Origin of the sequence: Enterovibrio sp. FF113 (genome assembly GCF_041439165.1) — a bacterium.
GTDB lineage: Bacteria > Pseudomonadota > Gammaproteobacteria > Enterobacterales > Vibrionaceae > Enterovibrio > Enterovibrio norvegicus_A.
Genome location: NZ_JBGONO010000023.1, coordinates 75115 through 93918 on the forward strand (window position 1 = coordinate 75115; position 18804 = coordinate 93918).

Sequence of the window (18804 nt, forward strand, 5' to 3'; positions counted from 1 at the left end):
TTGCAGCATAAAACGCTCTATTAACCAGGCCGAACAATATTACTGCGGAGAAACCGACGGTAAACCATTTGTCGGTTGGCTCTGCATTACCTTGTGCGTTTTGTCACCTAAATCGCTGTATAGAGAACGACCCAAACGACATTGTGCACTTAGTAAAAATAGTCGGAAATTAGAGAAAAGAAAGTGAGTTATATCTCGAAATATGAAAAAAAATCTTTATTTAAGCTATTAATCAAGTGGTTATGGCAAAATCTGGTTTTGTATTTATATCGTAAATTCAACACCTTTAGTCACTGATTATCAGGTATGTTAAGTTTTGATTGGTGTTGAGCTGTACTAATTTTTTGAAAGGACTTGATATGATTCGAGTCTCTGCAAGCAAAACTACAGCCTGTTTGGGTTCATATTTGTCGCTTTGTGCGCGTGGAGTAACACAGTGAAAATTGGGATAGATTTAGGTGGTACCAAGATTGAGGTGATGGCTATCACTGAGAGTGGTGAAGAAGTTTTTCGCAAACGTGTTCCAACGCCTCAGCATGACTATCAGGCAACGTTACGAGCAATTAAAGGTTTAGTCGATGACGCAGAAAAAGCCGTCGGTAAAACCTGTAGCGTTGGCTTGGGAATACCGGGTACCTTATCCCCGGTATCTGGCTTGGTGAAGAATGCCAACTCAGTGTGGCTAAATGGTCAGCCTCTCGACAAAGATCTTGGGCAATTACTCAACCGGGAAGTTCGTATTGCCAACGATGCTAACTGTTTAGCGGTGTCAGAAGCGGTCGATGGGTCTGGCGCAGGAAAACACATGGTTTTCGGTGTGATCATTGGTACGGGTTGTGGTGGGGGTATCGCGATCGATGGTCATGTTCACGCAGGTGGAAATGGTGTGGCTGGTGAATGGGGACACAATCCCTTGCCTTGGCAGAGTGAAACCGACACTAAGCACGCCGAAGACATTCCGTGCTATTGCGGCAAACCAGGTTGCTTAGAAGTGTTTATTTCAGGGACTGGCTTTTGGAAAGACTTTGAACTGACAACAAACCAAACACTTCGTGGCCCTGAAATTATTCAAATGGCTGAAAAAGGCGATGCGGACGCCGAAGCCTGTATTCAACGCTATGAAGATCGATTGGCCCGCGCGTTGGCATCTGTTGTCAATGTGATTGACCCAGACGTAATTGTTTTGGGTGGCGGTATGTCTAACGTCGAGCGCCTTTACACCAATGTCCCTAAGCGAATGGCGAAATGGGTGCTGGGTGGCGAATGCGCGACACCCGTGGTGAAAGCCAAATATGGCGACTCAAGTGGTGTGCGTGGCGCAGCGTGGCTTTGGTAAGCCCTCTCATTGTGAACCAACGAGTCACGAACTGAGTCACTAGAAGGTAAGGTAATCCATCACCTTACCTTTTTCTTCTTTTCTTTTAGATTCACGTTTATTCACCGCACATTCTCTAGCCAAGAAATTCTTTCCGTTAATAATCCTAGTCCAGTCCCAATTTCCATCCTTTGATGCATTTTTAGTCAGCGCCTTTCGTTATGATGGGCCAAGATTTCAAATAGTTAAGGGAACAAGAATGGATTTTATTGCGCTGTTACCAGCACTGCTAAATACGTGGGTCATTTTGGCCATTTTGGTGGTCATCTTCTTGCGTTCAGCAGTGAAGTTTGTGCCGCAAAACACGGCTTATGTTATTGAACGATTTGGTAAATATCACAAAACAATGGAAGCGGGCTTGAACATCCTTGTTCCGTTTATCGACCGTTTGGCCTACGTTCGCACATTGAAAGAGCAAGCGTTTGATGTGCCAAGCCAATCGGCAATTACTCGAGACAATATTTCATTGATTGTCGATGGTGTGCTTTATATCAAAGTTGTTGATCCCGTTAAGGCGTGTTACGGCGTAGATGACTATATTTTCTCTGTCACTCAACTGGCGCAAACCTCTATGCGTTCAGAAATTGGCCGTATGGAATTGGATAAAACGTTTGAAGAACGTGAAAGCTTAAATACTGCCATTGTCTCTGCCATCAATGAAGCGGCACTGCCTTGGGGTGTGCAAGTGTTGCGTTATGAAATTAAAGACATTGATCCGCCGCGTTCTGTTTTGGATGCGATGGAGCGCCAGATGAAAGCGGAACGTGAAAAACGTGCTGTTATTCTTGAATCGGAAGGTGCACGTCAGTCTGAAATTAACGTGGCGGAAGGTAATAAACAGGCTCGCGTATTAGCGGCAGAAGCAGAAAGATCTGAACAAATTCTGCAAGCTGAAGGTGAAGCTCAAGCGATTCTGGCTGTTGCACAAGCGCAAGCTGAGGCACTTGAAGTCATTGGTCGTACGGCGTCAACGGAAGAAGGGCAGAAAGCGATTCAATTGGATCTTGCTGTTAAAGCAATTGAAGCTAAAAAAGCCATCGCTAAGGAATCTTCAGTGGTGCTGCTTCCAGACAGTCAATCGAGCGCTGCAGGCGTTGTGGCAGAGGCAATGAGTATTATTAACACCTTGAATGCAGGCAAAAAATAATGGATTTGATGGCGTATATTCAAGACAATTTGGCTGAAGTCACTGTGATCACTGGCTTGGTGTTTTTGATCGTGGAAGTCTGGTTACTTGGGTTGTCGACCATTGTTTTGCTGGCGTTAGGGTTATCAACAATTACCACTGGTGCATTGGTGTGGTTTGGCGTTGTGCCGGCCACGTTGACAGCGGTAATTGCAGGGTCAGGCATTGGTGCTGGTGTGCTAACCGTCTTGCTGTGGTGGCCGATGAAGAACATGCAAAAAACGGTACGCCGCGAATACAATATTCACAGCGATCTGATGGGTTTGAACTTTGTTTTAGAAGCGCAGTTAGATGCAGCGAATCCGGCAACAGTGAGGTATTCCGGCGTGAATTGGAAACTTGTACTTGGCCCGAAACATCGTGATGCCATTCTGCCTTCGGGTGCTTCTGTGAAGGTGGTGGCAGTTGATGTCGGTAAGTTTACCGTCGAGCCTGTGGAAACTGCAGCCGAATAGCCATTACCATGTTCAGCCGCAATAAAAGTGATCACCGCACAACTAACTTGGGTGGGAAGAGCAAAGACGTATACGTTTCGCTTTTCTCACCTTTGTTTTTGACGAGCACCAACATTTCTTCAAATCCTCGATAAGCCATCTCACGAATGGGCTGAGCGACACTGCTAAACGCCATCAGCCTCGCGGTCATGCTGTCATCAAACCCAACGACATCCACCTCTTCGATTCCGTGTTTTTGCAAAGTAATAAGCAATTTTTCTGCAGTAACATCATTCATGCAGAAAAAGGCAGTGGGTGGTTTTTTCTCTTGGTAGCAACGCACGACAAAGGCATTTAAGTCACCATCCGCTTTTATATCGAAGCAGCATTCGTCTGGCAGTATGAAATGACGTTCCGTTAAGTAATCGGAAAAGCCATTCAACTTGGCTTCAAGGCCGGCTCGCACGCCCACGTAGCCGAATCGTCGATGCCCTTTTTTAATCAGATGCTCTGCGGCAAGTCGTCCGCCCTTTTCATGATCGACCGCGAAGCTGGTAATAAGTGAAGAGGTACGAGTCAGCATCACAACCGGGTATGGCAATGCCTGTAGATGTTCGAGGAACCCTGTCTCGCAAGTTAACGGAAGCAAGAACACCCCATCAACGTTGTGTCGTGCGCACTCTTCAAGGTAAATGCGTTCTTGGTGGCGATCGTGTCGACTGTTAAAAAACAAAATGCTGCGTCCGTGTAGATAAGCCTCCTTTTCTAGAACATCAAGAAACTGGCTGAAAAATGGGTTCGTAATATCCGGCACTATTACGCCAAATAAATTGGTGGGTTTGGGGCGCTTGCGTTGATGAGGTTGATAGCTAAATGCTGTCATGACAGCTTCCACTTTTTCCCGGCGCTCGGGTGAGACAGTGTCTGGGTTGTTCATCACGCGGGAAACTGTTGCGGTGGAAACACCCGCTAGTTTGGCGATTTCTCTCACTGTACTCATTCTTGTTATCCGCTCTAAAATATTGAACTGTTCTGATGAAAAAACGCCGCCATTGTAGAACATAATGTAACAAAAATTATTTGTTACATCACAGTTCCAATTCTCTCTTAGCGAAACCAAATCAAAGAACCCTCTGAATGCTGCGGTTACTGATGCTGTTAGTAAGAACCTGCCGTAAGCTTGCGATCTGCTCCGCTAAGGAGACAACATTTTTGGAGACCTTGTTTTGAGATTACTGTCCGACCCGAAGTATGTTGCGCTGACTGAAGCGACATGGTCGATATTCGATGATTACCAGCATCAAGTGGCATCAAGCCACTGGCGTCCCAGCTACCATATTTCTCCGGTGGCTGGGCTATTGAACGACCCGAATGGATTTTGTTTTTTCAACAATGAGTACCACCTGTTTTACCAATGGTATCCGTTTGGTATTGCTCACGGAATGAAGCATTGGGCACATGTGAAATCTGACGATTTAGTGAACTGGTCTTCACCCACACTCGCAATGACCCCAGATACCGCTTACGACGCTCGCGGTGTGTACTCGGGTGCGGCTTACTGTGTAACGCAAGAAAACGGTGAGCAAGAATGCTTGCTCTATTTCACGGGCAACCTGAAATACGAAAACGATATTCGTGACGCGACACAGTGTGTGGCAACCTTGTCCAAAGATGGCGTGGTGACTAAAAGCGTTCAGAACCCGCTGATCCCAACGGTGCCTGCGGGTTACAGCGGCCATGTTCGCGACCCGAAAGTCTTCGCAGTTGGCAATGAATATCGCATGTTGCTTGGCGCACAGACCGAGCAAGAAAAAGGCTGTGTGTTGGTTTATCGCAGTGATGATGCGATGGCATGGGAGCTGATGGGAGAGTTGGACGTTCGTTTTACAAACGACGATGACACCATTGGCGGCTACATGTGGGAATGCCCAGATTTCTTCGAACTGGATGGCTGTGACGTGCTGGTGTTTTCACCACAAGGCATCACGCCAAAAGGGGATCACTTCCATAACGAATTCAACGTGGTGTATTGCTTGGGTCGAGCAGATTGGCGCACGCTAACTTTTGATGTGGAGGTGATGCAAGAGCTGGACCGCGGCTTTGATTTCTATGCGCCGCAAACCATGGACAACCATCCAACAGGGGAACGTATTCTGTCTGCATGGGCGGGATGTGGTGACCCCGATTACCCGAGTGATCGTGAGGGTTGGAGTAACTGCTTAACGTTCCCAAGAGCACTGACTATTCAGGATAATCAGCTTTGCCAGCGGCCCGTTGACGCCATTCAAGCACTTTACGCTGAACATCAGCAAGGTGAAGGCATGGGTTCAGGCATAAAGGTATTAGCAGCAGGTATCCCAAACCGTTATCGCTTCACATTAACGCTAGATGGCGTGAAGTGCCTTACCACACTGAGTTTGCTGGCGACTGAAAACGAATCCCTTGATTTGATCATTGATGCCGATGAAAAACGCATCACGCTTGATCGCAGCAATATGTCCTCACGATTTGCAAAACAGTGGGGCGAGCAGCGCCGCGCGTCGTATCCGGTGGGTGAGACGTTGGAAATTGACGTGCTAATCGATGGCAGTATTGCTGAGATTTTCATTGATGGTGGACGTCTTGCGTTTACTGCTCGTGTTTTTCCGCACTCGCCTCATAGCAAGATTGAACTGAATTCGACGTCAGAGATTCACTACCACTTCGATGCGTACGAGATTTCTCCTTCAGTGAACACTTCCCCGATCACGTCAGAAGCACTTGTTCCTCAGGAACTACATACAGAATTAACCAAGGAATCATAGGAATAATCATGGACTATACCTCCGTAGCCAAGAAGATCATTGCTTTTGTCGGCGGCAAAGAAAACATCAGAAATGCTGAGCATTGCGCCACGCGTTTACGCATTGTGTTGGTTGACGCTGAGAAGGTGGATGTGGATGCTGCCAAAGACATCACAGAAATTAGCGGCTATTTTGCGCAGTCAGGCCAACACCAATTTATTATTGGTACAGGCAAGGTGAGCCACGTTTATGCAGAAGTTAGCAAGCTTCTGGGTAAAAGCGCCGACGCGGGCGAATCATCTGGCGACTTCAAACAAGATGCGTACGCAAACATGACGGTGACGCAGAAAGTGGTGCGTACCTTTGCCGACATTCTCATCCCGTTAATCCCTGTGCTTGTTACCACAGGATTATTGATGGGGCTTCGTGGATTATTGCTTCAGCTCGACGTGCCGTTTACGAGTAACGGTTTAGCGTTGTTCAGCATGCTCACTGATACGGCGTTTGCATTCTTGCCCGTGCTGATTGCTTATTCTGCGGTCAAACGATTTGGTGGCAATCCGGTACTCGGTATTGTGGTCGGCTTGATGATGGTCGCACCTCAATTACCCAACGCTTGGGCGGTGGCGGGTGGTAGTGCCGATCCGATGTCTGTCAGCGTATTTGGCTTCACGATTCCACTGGTGGGGTATCAGGGTACGGTATTGCCGGCGATTTTTGCAGGTTGGTTTGTCGCGTGGCTAGAACAGCGTTTACGCCGCGTCGTACCTGCTGTCATGGATCTGGTTATCACGCCGTTTCTGACCATTTTGATCGCTATCAGTGTCATTTTATTTATCGTTGGGCCCATGCTTCAGGTCGTGGAGCATCAGTCCACGCAGTTGGTCGTGCTTGGTCTAGATTTGCCATTTGGTATTGGCTACATGCTGGTGGGCGCATTGCAACAAGTCATCACTATCTCTGGCTTACATCATGCATTGGGTGTGGTTGAAATCGGTTTGCTGAATGAAACCGGTTCAAACCCGCTTAACCCATTGATCACCGCCTCAATGGCCGGTCAGTTTGGTGCCGCCATTGCGATTGCGACGCTGCTTAAAAACAAAGTGAAAAAAGCGAATGCCTACAGTGCGTCGGTTTCAACCTTGTTTGGTATTACTGAACCGTTGCTCTTCGGTGTGAATCTGCAATACGGCAAAGCCTTTCTTATGGGGATGATCGGCGGTTCTGTTGGCGGCATGGTGGCGTATGTTTTCAACGTGAGTGCGTCGGGTATGGGGATTACTTTCATTCCAGGTATGTTGCTTTACACCAGTTCACTCATGGATCTTATGATGTATCTAGCGGTAATTGCTTCGGCGTTCTGTACGTCGTTTGTTCTTACACGCATCAACAATCCTGTGCAGACTACACAAGGTTAAGTCCTCGGTTTATTGCCAGAAAAACTCTTGTTTTTAATAAAACCGCTTTTTTACGAAAAGGCAGAGTAGCACTTCAATAGACCGCTTGATTGCGGTCTATGATTTTAAAACATGTTTTTATAGGAATGCATTGAATGAGCAAAGTGTGGTTGACCGGTGATGCGGTGGTGGATTTGATTCCTGATACAGAGATGACATACTTAAAATGTCCCGGTGGTGCGCCAGCGAATGTGGCTGTAGCGGTATCACGCCTTGGTGGTGATGTTGGCTTCTTTGGACGTGTTGGCGATGACCCGTTTGGTCGTTTTCTTGCTGCCACGCTAAAACATGAAAACGTGAATATTGATCATCTTGTGCTCGATCAGGACAAGCGCACTTCGACTGTGGTGGTGGATCTGGATGCCAATGGCGAGCGCAGTTTTACCTTTATGGTTAAACCCAGCGCTGACCAATATATGATGCCGGAAGATATCCCGACGTTTTCTGCTGGAGAATGGCTGCATACTTGCTCGATTTCATTGGCGAATGAACCAAGCCGAAGCAGCACGTTTATGGCAATGGAAGCGATCAAAGCGGCGGGAGGCTTTGTTAGCTTTGACCCCAACCTTCGTGAAGAAGTGTGGCAAGACCAGAGCGATATCATCCCGACAGTGATGCGTGCAGTTGCCATGGCTGATGTGGTGAAGTTTTCGGATGACGAGCTGCTATTTTTGACCCAAAAGCCAGATTTGCAATCCGCGTTGGAAGACATGATTGCATTGGGTATGCCGTTAATTTTGGTGACGCAGGGCGCGAAAGGGGCATTGTTGGTGCAAGGTAACCAACAAACACTGATCACAGGTAAAGCGGTGAAACCTATCGATACCACAGGTGCAGGGGATGCTTTTGTGGGAGGATTGCTCGCTAACCTATCGAAAGAACGCATTTCAGAAACATCGCTTCTGACTAGCCCTGAAGCAGCGAAAAAAGCGGTGATTTGGGCAAATGCTTGTGGCGCGTTGGCGACAACACAAAAAGGGGCGATGACAGCATTACCAGATTTAGCCAGTTTAGAAGCCTTCATTAATAACGGCTAAATCACCATACTGCTTTGCGAGTTCAACGTTGATGACTCATCGCTCAGCGTTGAGAAAAGTGTTTAAAGATACGCGCAGGAGATCAACGAGCTTCCTGCGCTTTTTTGACGTTTGTGTATGTGTTAATGGTGAGCTGTTGATGTTCTTTGTTTAGCAGCATCACTGAGTGTCTGGACGAGATCTGCCCGATTGACGGGCTTGGTTAAGTACGAATCCATCCCCGCATTGAGCGCACGGGTGGCATCTTCGGTGCTGGCATGTGCTGACAGACCAATAACGAACACGGGTGGCACATTGTGTTCTTGTTCGAACATACGAATCTGGTGGGTGATTTCATAGCCGTCAATGTGAGGCATGGAAACGTCGGTGATCAAGATATCAAATAGGTTTTGTTTGTAGTGTGCAATGGCGTCTCTGCCATCGGCAAAAAATTCAATATTAACTGCAATGTCAGCAAGGTAGAGACGCAGCACATCTCGGTTGTACTCAATATCATCCACCACAACAATCGATAATGTCTGCAGCGACACCGGCAGCGTTGGTAGTGTAACGCTGTGTGATGCGTTTGATGGCTCAGGCAGCACCTCTTTCATGGCGTGTTGTAGTTCAGACAATAGCTGCAACATACGTATTGGCTTAGCGATGAAATGCGTATCGGAATGATTCGCCGATATCTCAAGTTGTTTGACTTCGGGTACGACGCCAATGGCAGGGCAGACCTGAGTCGTTTGCCATTCACTGTTCATGGACATCAAGACCACCGCGGCGTCATAGTGCTTTTTCGACTGGGCAATGTGCTCGACAGCGGTAAGATACGTGGTCTCTGCCTGCCAAAATGCAAAGTACCTGTTCAAAATAGAGCGGTGGAGTGGGTCGGCATTAACGATGGCAATCTGCTTACCTGATAGTACACCGCTGTCAGAACTAGCTTTGTTAACAGAAGGCAGGGCGATAGTGAACGAAAACTGACTGCCTTTGCCTTCTTGTGACGTAATTTTCAAACTGCTATCAAACAGATCGAGGAGGCTTTGGGTGATAGAAAGTCCGAGACCTGTCCCCTCATAACGTCGTGTGGTGGAACCATCGACTTGTTCAAATGCTTTAGTCACGTCGCTCAGTTTGTCTTGAGGGATGCCAATGCCAGTATCTTCAATGCTGAAAACGTAATTGATATAACCATTTCGCTTTGAGGGTTCGCCACGGATGATGACTTTGATGTAACCGTTATCGGTAAACTTGATCGCGTTTCCGAGCAGATTGTTGACAATTTGACGTAGTCGGAGTTCGTCCCCTATCGCGTCAGTGTTGAGTTCAGGGGGGATATCAATCACCAATAACAGTTCTTTCTTCGTTGCGGTAACAGAGCATAGAGTGGCACAACTTTCTACCAAATCTCGAAGAGAAAAGGGGGTGTTGTTTAGGGAAAGCTTATTCGCTTCTAACTTTGAAAAATCCAAAATATCATTGATAAGTTGCAGCAAGTCATTTGCCGAGCCGTTGATGATATTGGTAAAGCTGCGTTGCTCGCGCGACAACGATGACTCTTTTAGCATTTCAGACATGCCGATAATGCCGTTCATAGGCGTGCGAATTTCATGGCTCATATTGGCGAGAAATTCGGATTTTGACTTGTTGGCTTGTTCCGCGGAGGTGACCGCTTGTTTGAGCTTTTGCTCAAAGTGATAACGCTCGCTAATATCACGAACAATAAATGCGTAACGGTCGATTTTTCCAACGCTGTCGAGAATCGGAAAGGCACTTATTTCTGTCCATATCTTTTTGTGAGTCTTGGTGAGGCATTCCACTGTGACGATTGTTGTTGCGCCAATCTCCATGGTATCAGCGATGTCATAAGCCTCGGGACTCTCACCAAACAGCAGTGTTTGCACGTGTTTATTAACGATTTCTTCTTCTTGATAGCCAATTAATTCGTTCAATGCATTGTTGGTTCGCGAAATATATCCTTGTAAATCCGTGATCAAATAGGCTTCGTGCGATTGTTCAACAATGTCTGCGAGCAACTTGTTTTGCACGGCCAATTGTTTATATCGGTTCTTTTCAACAGAGAGTTCTTCATAGGTATGCGCCAAAGTGACAGACATTTTATTAAACGCTCTGGCAACTTGTGCCACTTCGTCATTGCCTTTTACAGGGACTGAAATACCGGGACCTTTTTGTTGGATCTCTAAGGCACCATGTTGGAGTTGCAAGAGTTGTTTGGTAAGCAGTGAGCCAAGTCCAAATGAGAACAATGCAACAAGGACCATTTCGAGCAATGCCAACGAAACAGCATATTTCTGTGCATCTTGGATCAGTTGACTAAACGCACTGACGTCCAGCCCCAACTCAATGTGCCCCACTTTCCATTCGTCAATCTTAATCTCAGCGCGAATATCATAGATGCCGTCTTTTGATTCAGAAGGAAGCTGGTTGTAGTTCGGAATATGGCGTTCATCTGACACGCTTGATGATTGTGCTAGCAACTGGGTCTGATCGTTGAAGATACGAATGTAGGCAATATCGTCGTTGCGCACGGCCTCTTTGCTAAAAGCACGCAGGTTTGCAAGATCGGTTGAAATAATGGCATCACGAACAGCAATGGCGAATGTGTCAGATAAGCGTTCACCGTTGGCGATAATTTGCTGTTCATTGGAGTCTCGAAGCCAGCCAATTCCCGAGGCAATGAGAATGGCAAGCAGCACCACCTCGATTAGAGCGATGCCTAGTATGGTTTTTAGGCGAAAAGTCATTGATGTGGTGCCCTATCAACATTAGCCAGGGTTAATGACCGAAATGTTTAGCGCTCGGACATCATCCCAATCTGCGTCGATCGCGGATTGAAATCCTTTCATATTGAGGGCTTTAAGTGCTTCCAAGCCTTCTGGCGTTTCTGCGAGGGCAACAAATGCGGCTTGTAAGCGTTGTTGGGTTTCATCTGGAAGTGAAGGATGGGTAGCAATCGCGTGCGGTGTGAATCCCTCTGTGGTGAAAAGTACATTGAGGTTTTTCTTTGTATTGTCAGGTGTCGCGCCCAATGTGCGAACAATGCCGCCGCCCGCATCAAACAGACCATCCGCAACGGCCAAATAGGCTGAATCGTGAGAGCCGACATAATGGGGTTTAAATGTGACCCCTTCGTTTTTTAAGGCTGCTTGTGTCAGTAAGGTGGCTGCAAACGCGGCAGGGGCGGGAAAGGCAACGTTTTTTCCATCCAAGTCTTTTAACGAAGTGACCTTTGCATCTTTGCCAACCACTAATATGCCTTTGATACGTTTGCCCTTTGCATGGGCAATCGCCTGATAGCCAGGGGATTGGTTGAACACCGTAAAATGGTAAGGATTCATATAGGCGATATGGTAATCCCCGGCGGCGAGTCTTTTTTCAAACTCAGGAATATTGGGGGCGGTTGCGAAGCGAATTTTCAAGCCAGATAGCTCACTGACTTGCCGCATTACAGGACTCCAGTCGCGAATAAGCTTGGCGGAAGATTGTTGCGGCACAACACCAAATACCAGCGGGTTTGACGCGTTCCCTTGCTCAGCCGAATGTGCTGATGTTGTCATTGCAATCCAGACGATCACCGCTGACAGCAAGACAATATGCCATCGCGTTGTTGAAATATGCTGATGTTTACTGATTGATCTCATTGCAAATATCATCCCAAAATAGACGTATCTTAAATGTAGTACAGTGTCTCTTTTTTGCGCCTTTTGGTGTGTGAATTATAGGGCTAATGGCTCAGTGTGTGATTTGAACAGTATTGTGACTTTTTTGCCGCCCACATCGCATGAGTTATCCTTTTTTTCACGCGTGATGATTAGGCGCTGCAAAACGTAAAGTTCTGCGGTAACCTTTGGGGCTAGCAGGAAAATTGGTCGTACTGAGCTTGCTAAACGAAGGTAGGCTTGGTTGAAAAAGGAAATTTCATGTCATCAGAAAAACTGAACACAAAGTTAGTGTCGGCAGGTCGAAAAAAAGAATATTGCCATGGCAGCGTTAACAGCGTGATTCAACGCGCATCGTCAATTGTTTTTGATTCCGTCGAGCAGAAGAAATTGGCGACTAAGCAACGGGGTGAACGAGGGTTATTTTATGGTCGTCGCGGCACGCTGACTCACTTTGCCTTCCAAGATGCTATGACAGAGCTAGAAGGCGGTGCGGGCTGTGTATTGTACCCTTGTGGTGCCGCGGCCATTGCTAACAGCATGCTGTCGTTTGTGAAATCTGGCGATCACGTATTGATGACAGGTGGCGCTTATGAGCCAACTCAGGGTTTTTGCAACACGATACTAGCCGACATGGGTATATCGACCACTTATTATGATCCAATGCGTGGCGCGGATGTGGCAACGCTGATGACGCCAAACACCTCGGTGGTGTTTTTAGAAGTGCCGAATTCCATTACCATGGAAGTGCCAAATATCCCTGCGATCGTCAATGCTGTTCGGGCGGTTAACGCAGACGTTGTGATCATGATTGATAACACCTGGGCTGCTGGTGTGTTGTTCAATGCGTTTGAGCATGACATTGATATTTCGATTCAAGCGGGCACCAAATATATCGTCGGTCATTCTGATGCCATGATTGGAACCGCGGTGGCCAATTCACGTTGTTGGGAGCGTCTTCGTGAACGTTCCTACTTGATGGGACAAATGGTTGATGCCGATACAGCTTACATGGCATCTCGTGGCCTTCGCACCTTAGGTATTCGTCTTAAACAACATCACGAAAGCAGCACAGCCGTTGCAGCGTGGTTGAGTGAACGCCCTGAAGTGGCGCGAGTCAATCATCCTGCATTGCCTGAAGCAATCGGGCATGAAAACTATCTGCGCGATTTTTCTGGAAGCTGTGGTTTGTTCTCGTTCGTGTTGAACAAGAAGCTGACTGATGAACAAATCGCTGAGTATTTGGATAACTTCACGCATTTCAGCATGGCGTATTCATGGGGCGGGTATGAGTCTTTGATTCTGGCAAACCAACCCGAAGAGCTCAATGCCATTCGCCCAGCTGGGCCTGTTGATTTTGAAGGTACGTTAGTACGCGTGCATATTGGTCTGGAAGACATTGACGATTTGATTGCCGATCTGCAAGCAGGTTTTGAACGCATTGCCTGATTGAGGCATGCGGTAAACGAACGAAGCGTAACGCATTCCGAGAAAACACAAAAACGGCGCAATGCGCCGTTTTTTTATGGGATAGATTGTAGGGTTTTTACTGATTCGTAGTGTTCGACCGTCGGAAACGGGTCATAGAAATGATGAAGCAAGGCTTTCCATTCCAAATAGCCTTCTGATTGCCTAAAGCCCTCAGTATGGTCTTCCAGTGTTTCCCAATTCACCAACAGCACATAGCGATTCATCTGTTCCATACAGCGTCGTACATCATGGCTGATATAACCGCGTTGTGACGCGATAATGGCTTGTGCCTTGGCAAAAGCTGCTTCAAAGTCGGCTTCTTGTCCGGGTATGACATTGAGTATGGCGACTTCTAGAATCATCTTCTCTCCTTGAAAATTATCTACTTTGCATAACCTAGCCTCTGATCGTCAGAGGCTAGGCTCGCTGGTTCAATTCGTTTGGTTATCTTTTTTCATTAGCATTTTCAATGTTGCAGCCAAATCCTCAGCGCTATCATGAGCACTGGTATTGACGATGTATTTGCCGTTAACAAGGAAAGTGGGTACTGACACAATGCCAGCTTCTGTTGTGATTTCATCAGCACGTTCTAGCGCGCTAAAAAGCTCGGCTTGTTGTGTTTCATTCAGATCATATGGGCTAGTCAGACCAAACTCTTTAAACACCTTGCCCAACTGCGCTTTGTTTTCTTCAGCGTCATCTGTTTGCCCTTCTTGGACATACTTAAACAATGCTTCAACCAGCTCTTCAGATGGTTTGCCTTCCGTTTGAGTGACGGCGGCGTAATAGATAAGAGCCGAGAAAGTGGCACTTTCATTGAAGGTAACATGCGCTTTACCAATATTCACATCGGCAGCCGCTTCAATGGCGGGGATAGCACTTTCCATAGAGCGGCAATGACCGCATGAGAGGCTAAATACTTCAGTCACAACCGGTAAGTTTGCCACTTGAACAGGCACATCTAACGTGGAGTATTTTTCAGAAGTAGACGGCGAGTCATCGCTGCAAGCAGTCAAGGCAATAGCGGCAAAAAGAGGCAAAAGAAATCGTGTTAGTTTCATGTTTGTTCATCACTTTTTGTCAGCGAGCTTCGGCTCAGCTGGAAAATTAAGGAGTGAGATTATAGCGCAATTTTTGCGAGCGGTAGGTTAGGATAATGCAATAAAAAATGCCAGTCAGCGAACTGACTGGCAAAGGCTTAGCGCAAGGCTCTTGGGCTTATTGTTATTTTAGGCTAATCAATGATCATCTTGCTTTGCATGATCATCGCATCAATGACCGAGGTGCTGACTTGCTCTGATGTCATGCCGGATATGTCGACGCTATAGGCGGATGCCATGTCTTCCACACTCATGTTATCGAATACAACTTGTTGGTCGACGTTGCCGTCTCCTTGGCTAGCGATGTTCAACATTGCGTTACCCTCGCCATCATCAATTAATGACAAAAAGCTTTCGAGGGTATCAGATGGTTCAGTTTGCATTAAGTCAGACAGGTTAATGGCATCTTGTGAGGTGTCGAAGTCAGCAATATGATCGACAGTTGGGGTGCTGGATGTGCTTTGGTCACCATTGAGAAATGCAAACGTATCAGACCCTGCGCCACCCGCCATCAAATCATTGCCTTGCCCGCCAAGAATGAGATCATCGCCTAATCCTCCATCAATGAAGTCATTGCCGCTGCCGCCTAAAATAACATCGTGCCCAGCATTACCGAGCAGAACATCAGCACTGTCGCTTCCTGCGATGCGGTCATTGCTGTCACTGCCCGAGAAGGTGACATCATCGAGTGAAATGACATCCGACAGCGATTGGCTAAGCCCACTCAGGGAGGCGTTAGCAATCGCGTTCTCTGAACCTCCAATCGTCACATTGACTTCTGTTTGTGCTCCGTTGGTTGCAGTAAGTGTAATGACTTCGGTGATAGCATCGTTGTCGCCCAATGCCGGTGTTGAGCGTGGGTCGAGAGTGTAGGTCCAATTTCCATCAACCAATTCCAGTGAGCCGTATTGTCCAGTGACGGTCGTATCGGCAAATACAGCTTGGCTATCATTGGCGTCGACATCTAGCACTGATAATGTGCCATGGGCCTCTAGCGAAGCAACGTCACCATCGACAAAGTCGGAATATGACATTGAGCTTGGTTGGTTGGGTGTATCACGAATGTACTCCATTGAAATACCCGGTGTGATAGTTGGCCCATCAATCTGGATAATCACTTTTCCTTGTTCGTTGGCATCGTATTCGTAGCCGCCGTCCCGATCTAAGTCCACATCGAGAACGGCGAAAGAATAAATGTTGCCGCTGCTGTCTTGGTAATCAAGCTGATAATCATAGGTGGCGGTGTATAGCACGCCGTTGATTTCCACTTTTTGTGATGAGTCTTGAACGTACTCGTTTGAATAGGCATCACCATCCATTCGGCTGTCGGTATCATAAATTCGGATGGTCGAGCCTGAGTCATTAAACGTTAGTGTCGGTTCATTGCCGTAGTACTGCATGTCGCCACCGGAGAACGAATAGCCATCGCCGAGCACAAAGCCATTGTTGATGTCTATGTAATCCTGCGTTGCTGAGTCAGGTGCGATAATGGTGGCGGAATTTGTTCCCACCACAAACGGCGCATCATCAGTGCCTGTCACCGAAATAACCACATTTTGCGTTGTGCCATCGGTCGCGGTAAGGGTAATCGTGTCCTGTACAAAGTCGGTTTCAGACAGTACTTGAGATTTGACTGGATCCAGCGTGTAAGTCCATTCGCCATCTGCCAGCGTTAACGAACCGTATTGACCGTCAATCGTCGTGTTCTCAAAGTCTGGTGAGTCGTCCGCATCAGCGTCAGAAATTGAAATTGTCCCACTAACCGTAATCACATCATCGGCATCGCCTTCGGTCACGGCGCCTGAGAATACGCCGGTCACAATCGGCGCATCGTCAGTACCTTGAATAGCAATCACGATTTCATGTTTGCCACCTTCGGAATCTGTGATGACGATGGTTTCCAATGTTTCTTCGTCTATCGCTGACGCTTTGTCTGGGTCAAAGGTATACGTCCAGTTGCCATTGGTCATGGTTAACGAACCAAACTCGCCTTGAACGGTGGTGTTTGGCAACGTTGGCGTGTCGCCGGAATCCACGTCCGAGACAGACACTGAACCACTGGCGGTGATAGGACTTTCTTGCTGCTGTGTAGCGGAGACATAAAAGGTGACATCGTTATGATCTCTGTCCCCACCCCCAGCAATGTCTTCCCACGCTGAATAAGTGCCTGAATTGTATTCGTTGTCGTAACCGCTATTTTTCGAGGAGTCAGAGACAAAAGTGGTACTTGATGCGCCGCCTTGATAGGCCGTTACACTGCTACCACCAAAACTAAGGCTGACGCTGCCGACATTGAAGCCTTTGCTGTCGCCATCTGGGATCATAAACAGCCCGACTTTCTCGCCGCCAGACGTGTTGATGTTGACGCTGGTGCCGTTGGTGGAATGCGCATTATCAAAGATGATGGCTGCGCGAACGACATTACCGCCTGCATCCAGCACGTAGTAACCCACACTGTTGCTATAAGCAGCGTCGGAATTCACATTATTTAAATTGAGGTATAAGTTATCGCCATTACTGGCATCCCACGTACCGTCACTTCCTCGACCAACCGTGACGTTCTGAGAAGAAGCGCTCGTATCGGTGATGGAGGCTGTTGATGTACCGGAAAGCACTGCAGCATCGTTAGACCCAGTGATATTGATGTTAATGTCTTGTGTGGTACCGTCAGACGTGGTGACGGTGAAGGTGTCATTGGCGCTCTGGTCTTCGTTAAGCGTGTCTGCCTTTTCATTATTGAGTGTGTATGTCCATTCGCCATTCACTATTGACAGCGTGCCAAACTGTCCAGTTTGTGTGCCGTCTGGAATAGTGGCAGCGTCGTTATCAATGTCAGACACTGTCAACGTGCCGGAGGTAGTAATAACATCACCGACATTACCTTCGATGACTTCTCCAGTCGTATTGCCTATGATGCTCGATACATCGTTATCGCCTAAAACGGTAATGATGATGTCTTGAGTTGTGCCATCACTGGCCGTGAGTGTGATAACGTCTTGCGCGGTTTCTCCTTCGGAAAGTTCAGCAGATTTTTGAGGATCGAGTGTGTAGGTCCACTGTCCGTCCACCAAGACCAATGTGCCATAGGTGCCTGTGATGGATGTGTTTTCAAATTCTGGCGAGTCACCCTCATCAACGTCAGAGATAGTGATGCTGCCGGATGTTGTCAGCAAGGCGTTGTCAAAGGTCACTGGATTTAGTGACACGTTGTCAATGAGGGCGCCAATACTGTCCGATTCACCTTGGCCTGAAATGCTGAGCGTGACCGAATCTGTGCCACTGGGCAGCGAGAAATCCGCCTGGACATTCTCGTAATGATCATTGGCCTGTTGATTGTCAAAGAACTGAGTAAACAGCACCTTGCCATCTTGATCGAACACCGTCACTTCAAACTGACTGGTGTTAGAAAGGCGACTGGCATAGTCAAAACTAAGAGACAGTGTCGAGTCGCCATTTTGAGCCAGTGCCGAGACATTCACGTCTTGTTGCACTGTGGTGTTGTGATAGGCATCTAACTCCATCACGGAGTTATTATTCGCGTTAGTCGGTGCGCCATCCATCGTTCCCTGCTGCACTTCTATGACGGCGCCATCTGGCGTATACCAGCCAGGGATTTGTTCAGATGTCAGGGTTGTCCATTCTACAGATTCGTTATTGCCGAAACTTTCAAAGTTGCCGTTTACTAGCAGGTTTTCTCCCACTTCTCGGGTGTTGGTCAATGACTCTGCGTCAATCGTGCCCACTACAGTGCCAGATATTTCTGCCGCATCATCAGTTCCTGTTAATGAAATTACAATGTCTTGTGTTGAGCCATCGCTGGCGGTTACCGTGATGGTGTCAGTGGCTGAATCACCGTCTCCGAGGGATTGCACCGCATCAGTATCAACGGTGTAAGTCCATGCGCCATCGACTAAGGTGAGCGAGCCATATTCACCCGCCAACGTGCCATTTGGAATGGTTGGGGTGTCACCCGTATCAGCATCGGTGATCGTGATGGTACCTGACGCGGTTTGTGCCCCGACATCTTCGGTGATGCTTGCGGTGCTATCACCGGTGATAACCGCCGCGTCATCTGCGCCAGTCACATCGACGGTAATTTGCTGCACCGTGCCGTCCGAGGCGGTCAGGGTGAACACTTCTTGCTCGGTTTGGTTATCGTTAAGTGCGTTGGCTTTAGCTGGATCGATGGTGTAGGTCCATGCGCCATCAGTGAGCGTAAAGGTACCGTAGTCACCGTCGATCGTGGTGTTGGTAAAGCTTGGCGAGTCACCGTCGTCCACGTCAGAAATTGACAGGG

At 47.6% G+C, this 18804-nt stretch carries 13 protein-coding genes; 7 read left to right on the top strand and 6 right to left on the bottom strand.

Going from position 1 to position 18804, the window contains the following annotated elements:
- Window positions 1-436: 436 nt before the first annotated feature.
- From mak to ACED36_RS17610, 3 genes are all read left to right on the top strand, one after another.
- Complete coding sequence (gene mak, locus ACED36_RS17600) at window positions 437-1336, top strand: fructokinase (RefSeq protein ID WP_016959795.1); 900 nt, start codon at window positions 437-439, stop codon at window positions 1334-1336.
- Between the two features lie 238 nt (window positions 1337-1574).
- A complete protein-coding gene (locus tag ACED36_RS17605; protein WP_016959794.1) occupies window positions 1575-2522 on the top strand; it encodes an SPFH domain-containing protein in 948 nt (315 codons plus the stop codon).
- Window positions 2522-3016 (top strand): NfeD family protein, encoded by a 495-nt coding sequence (locus tag ACED36_RS17610; RefSeq protein ID WP_016959793.1) that lies wholly within the window; start codon window positions 2522-2524, stop codon window positions 3014-3016. Before ACED36_RS17605 ends, ACED36_RS17610 begins: the two co-directional genes overlap by 1 nt.
- A 31-nt stretch (window positions 3017-3047) precedes the next feature.
- On the opposite strand, the gene ACED36_RS17615 is transcribed toward ACED36_RS17610, so the two are convergent.
- On the bottom strand, window positions 3048-3995 hold the full coding sequence (locus tag ACED36_RS17615; protein WP_241819164.1) for a LacI family DNA-binding transcriptional regulator: 948 nt from the start codon (window positions 3993-3995) through the stop codon (window positions 3048-3050).
- A gap of 226 nt (window positions 3996-4221) precedes the next feature.
- Here ACED36_RS17615 and ACED36_RS17620 point away from each other — a divergent pair, with 226 nt between their 5' ends.
- The 3 genes from ACED36_RS17620 to ACED36_RS17630 all read left to right on the top strand — a co-directional run bounded on the left by ACED36_RS17620 (window position 4222) and on the right by ACED36_RS17630 (window position 8272).
- On the top strand, window positions 4222-5799 hold the full coding sequence (locus ACED36_RS17620) for a sucrose-6-phosphate hydrolase (RefSeq protein WP_017006973.1): 1578 nt from the start codon (window positions 4222-4224) through the stop codon (window positions 5797-5799).
- An 8-nt stretch (window positions 5800-5807) separates the two neighbouring features.
- Window positions 5808-7196 carry a PTS transporter subunit EIIC gene (locus ACED36_RS17625; protein WP_371733608.1) on the top strand — a complete coding sequence of 463 codons (1389 nt, stop codon included), beginning with the start codon at window positions 5808-5810 and terminating at the stop codon, window positions 7194-7196.
- A gap of 134 nt (window positions 7197-7330) precedes the next feature.
- Complete coding sequence (locus tag ACED36_RS17630; protein ID WP_371733609.1) at window positions 7331-8272, top strand: aminoimidazole riboside kinase; 942 nt, start codon at window positions 7331-7333, stop codon at window positions 8270-8272.
- A gap of 122 nt (window positions 8273-8394) precedes the next feature.
- On the opposite strand, the gene ACED36_RS17635 is transcribed toward ACED36_RS17630, so the two are convergent.
- Window positions 8395-11022: an ATP-binding protein gene (locus ACED36_RS17635; RefSeq protein WP_371733610.1), complete on the bottom strand. Its 2628-nt coding sequence runs from the start codon at window positions 11020-11022 to the stop codon at window positions 8395-8397.
- A gap of 21 nt (window positions 11023-11043) precedes the next feature.
- Window positions 11044-11919, bottom strand: coding sequence for a phosphate/phosphite/phosphonate ABC transporter substrate-binding protein (locus ACED36_RS17640; protein ID WP_371733611.1), 876 nt, complete (start codon window positions 11917-11919; stop codon window positions 11044-11046).
- 279 nt (window positions 11920-12198) lie between these two features.
- Here ACED36_RS17640 and metC point away from each other — a divergent pair, with 279 nt between their 5' ends.
- Window positions 12199-13386 (top strand): cystathionine beta-lyase, encoded by a 1188-nt coding sequence (gene metC, locus ACED36_RS17645; RefSeq protein WP_016959786.1) that lies wholly within the window; start codon window positions 12199-12201, stop codon window positions 13384-13386.
- 74 nt (window positions 13387-13460) lie between these two features.
- Here metC and ACED36_RS17650 read toward each other — a convergent pair whose 3' ends face one another.
- The 3 genes from ACED36_RS17650 to ACED36_RS17660 form a co-directional block, all read right to left on the bottom strand.
- Window positions 13461-13769, bottom strand: coding sequence for an antibiotic biosynthesis monooxygenase (locus ACED36_RS17650; protein ID WP_371733612.1), 309 nt, complete (start codon window positions 13767-13769; stop codon window positions 13461-13463).
- Window positions 13770-13838: 69 nt separating this feature from the next.
- Window positions 13839-14468, bottom strand: coding sequence for a thiol:disulfide interchange protein DsbA/DsbL (locus ACED36_RS17655; RefSeq protein WP_017003864.1), 630 nt, complete (start codon window positions 14466-14468; stop codon window positions 13839-13841).
- A 173-nt stretch (window positions 14469-14641) separates the two neighbouring features.
- Window positions 14642-18804, bottom strand: a 4163-nt coding sequence (locus ACED36_RS17660) for a VCBS domain-containing protein (protein WP_371733613.1), incomplete at its 5' end; no start/stop codon positions are given.

What these genes read in the sequence shown, in the direction of transcription:
- ACED36_RS17610 (WP_016959793.1), top strand. Translation starts at nt 2,522, where the DNA reads ATGGATTTGATGGCGTATATTCAAGACAATTTGGCTGAAGTCACTGTG.
- metC (WP_016959786.1), top strand. Translation starts at nt 12,199, where the DNA reads ATGTCATCAGAAAAACTGAACACAAAGTTAGTGTCGGCAGGTCGAAAA.
- ACED36_RS17605 (WP_016959794.1), top strand. Translation starts at nt 1,575, where the DNA reads ATGGATTTTATTGCGCTGTTACCAGCACTGCTAAATACGTGGGTCATT.
- ACED36_RS17655 (WP_017003864.1), bottom strand. Translation starts at nt 14,468, where the DNA reads ATGAAACTAACACGATTTCTTTTGCCTCTTTTTGCCGCTATTGCCTTG.
- ACED36_RS17640 (WP_371733611.1), bottom strand. Translation starts at nt 11,919, where the DNA reads ATGAGATCAATCAGTAAACATCAGCATATTTCAACAACGCGATGGCAT.
- ACED36_RS17650 (WP_371733612.1), bottom strand. Translation starts at nt 13,769, where the DNA reads ATGATTCTAGAAGTCGCCATACTCAATGTCATACCCGGACAAGAAGCC.
- ACED36_RS17635 (WP_371733610.1), bottom strand. Translation starts at nt 11,022, where the DNA reads ATGACTTTTCGCCTAAAAACCATACTAGGCATCGCTCTAATCGAGGTG.
- ACED36_RS17615 (WP_241819164.1), bottom strand. Translation starts at nt 3,995, where the DNA reads ATGAGTACAGTGAGAGAAATCGCCAAACTAGCGGGTGTTTCCACCGCA.
- ACED36_RS17630 (WP_371733609.1), top strand. Translation starts at nt 7,331, where the DNA reads ATGAGCAAAGTGTGGTTGACCGGTGATGCGGTGGTGGATTTGATTCCT.
- ACED36_RS17625 (WP_371733608.1), top strand. Translation starts at nt 5,808, where the DNA reads ATGGACTATACCTCCGTAGCCAAGAAGATCATTGCTTTTGTCGGCGGC.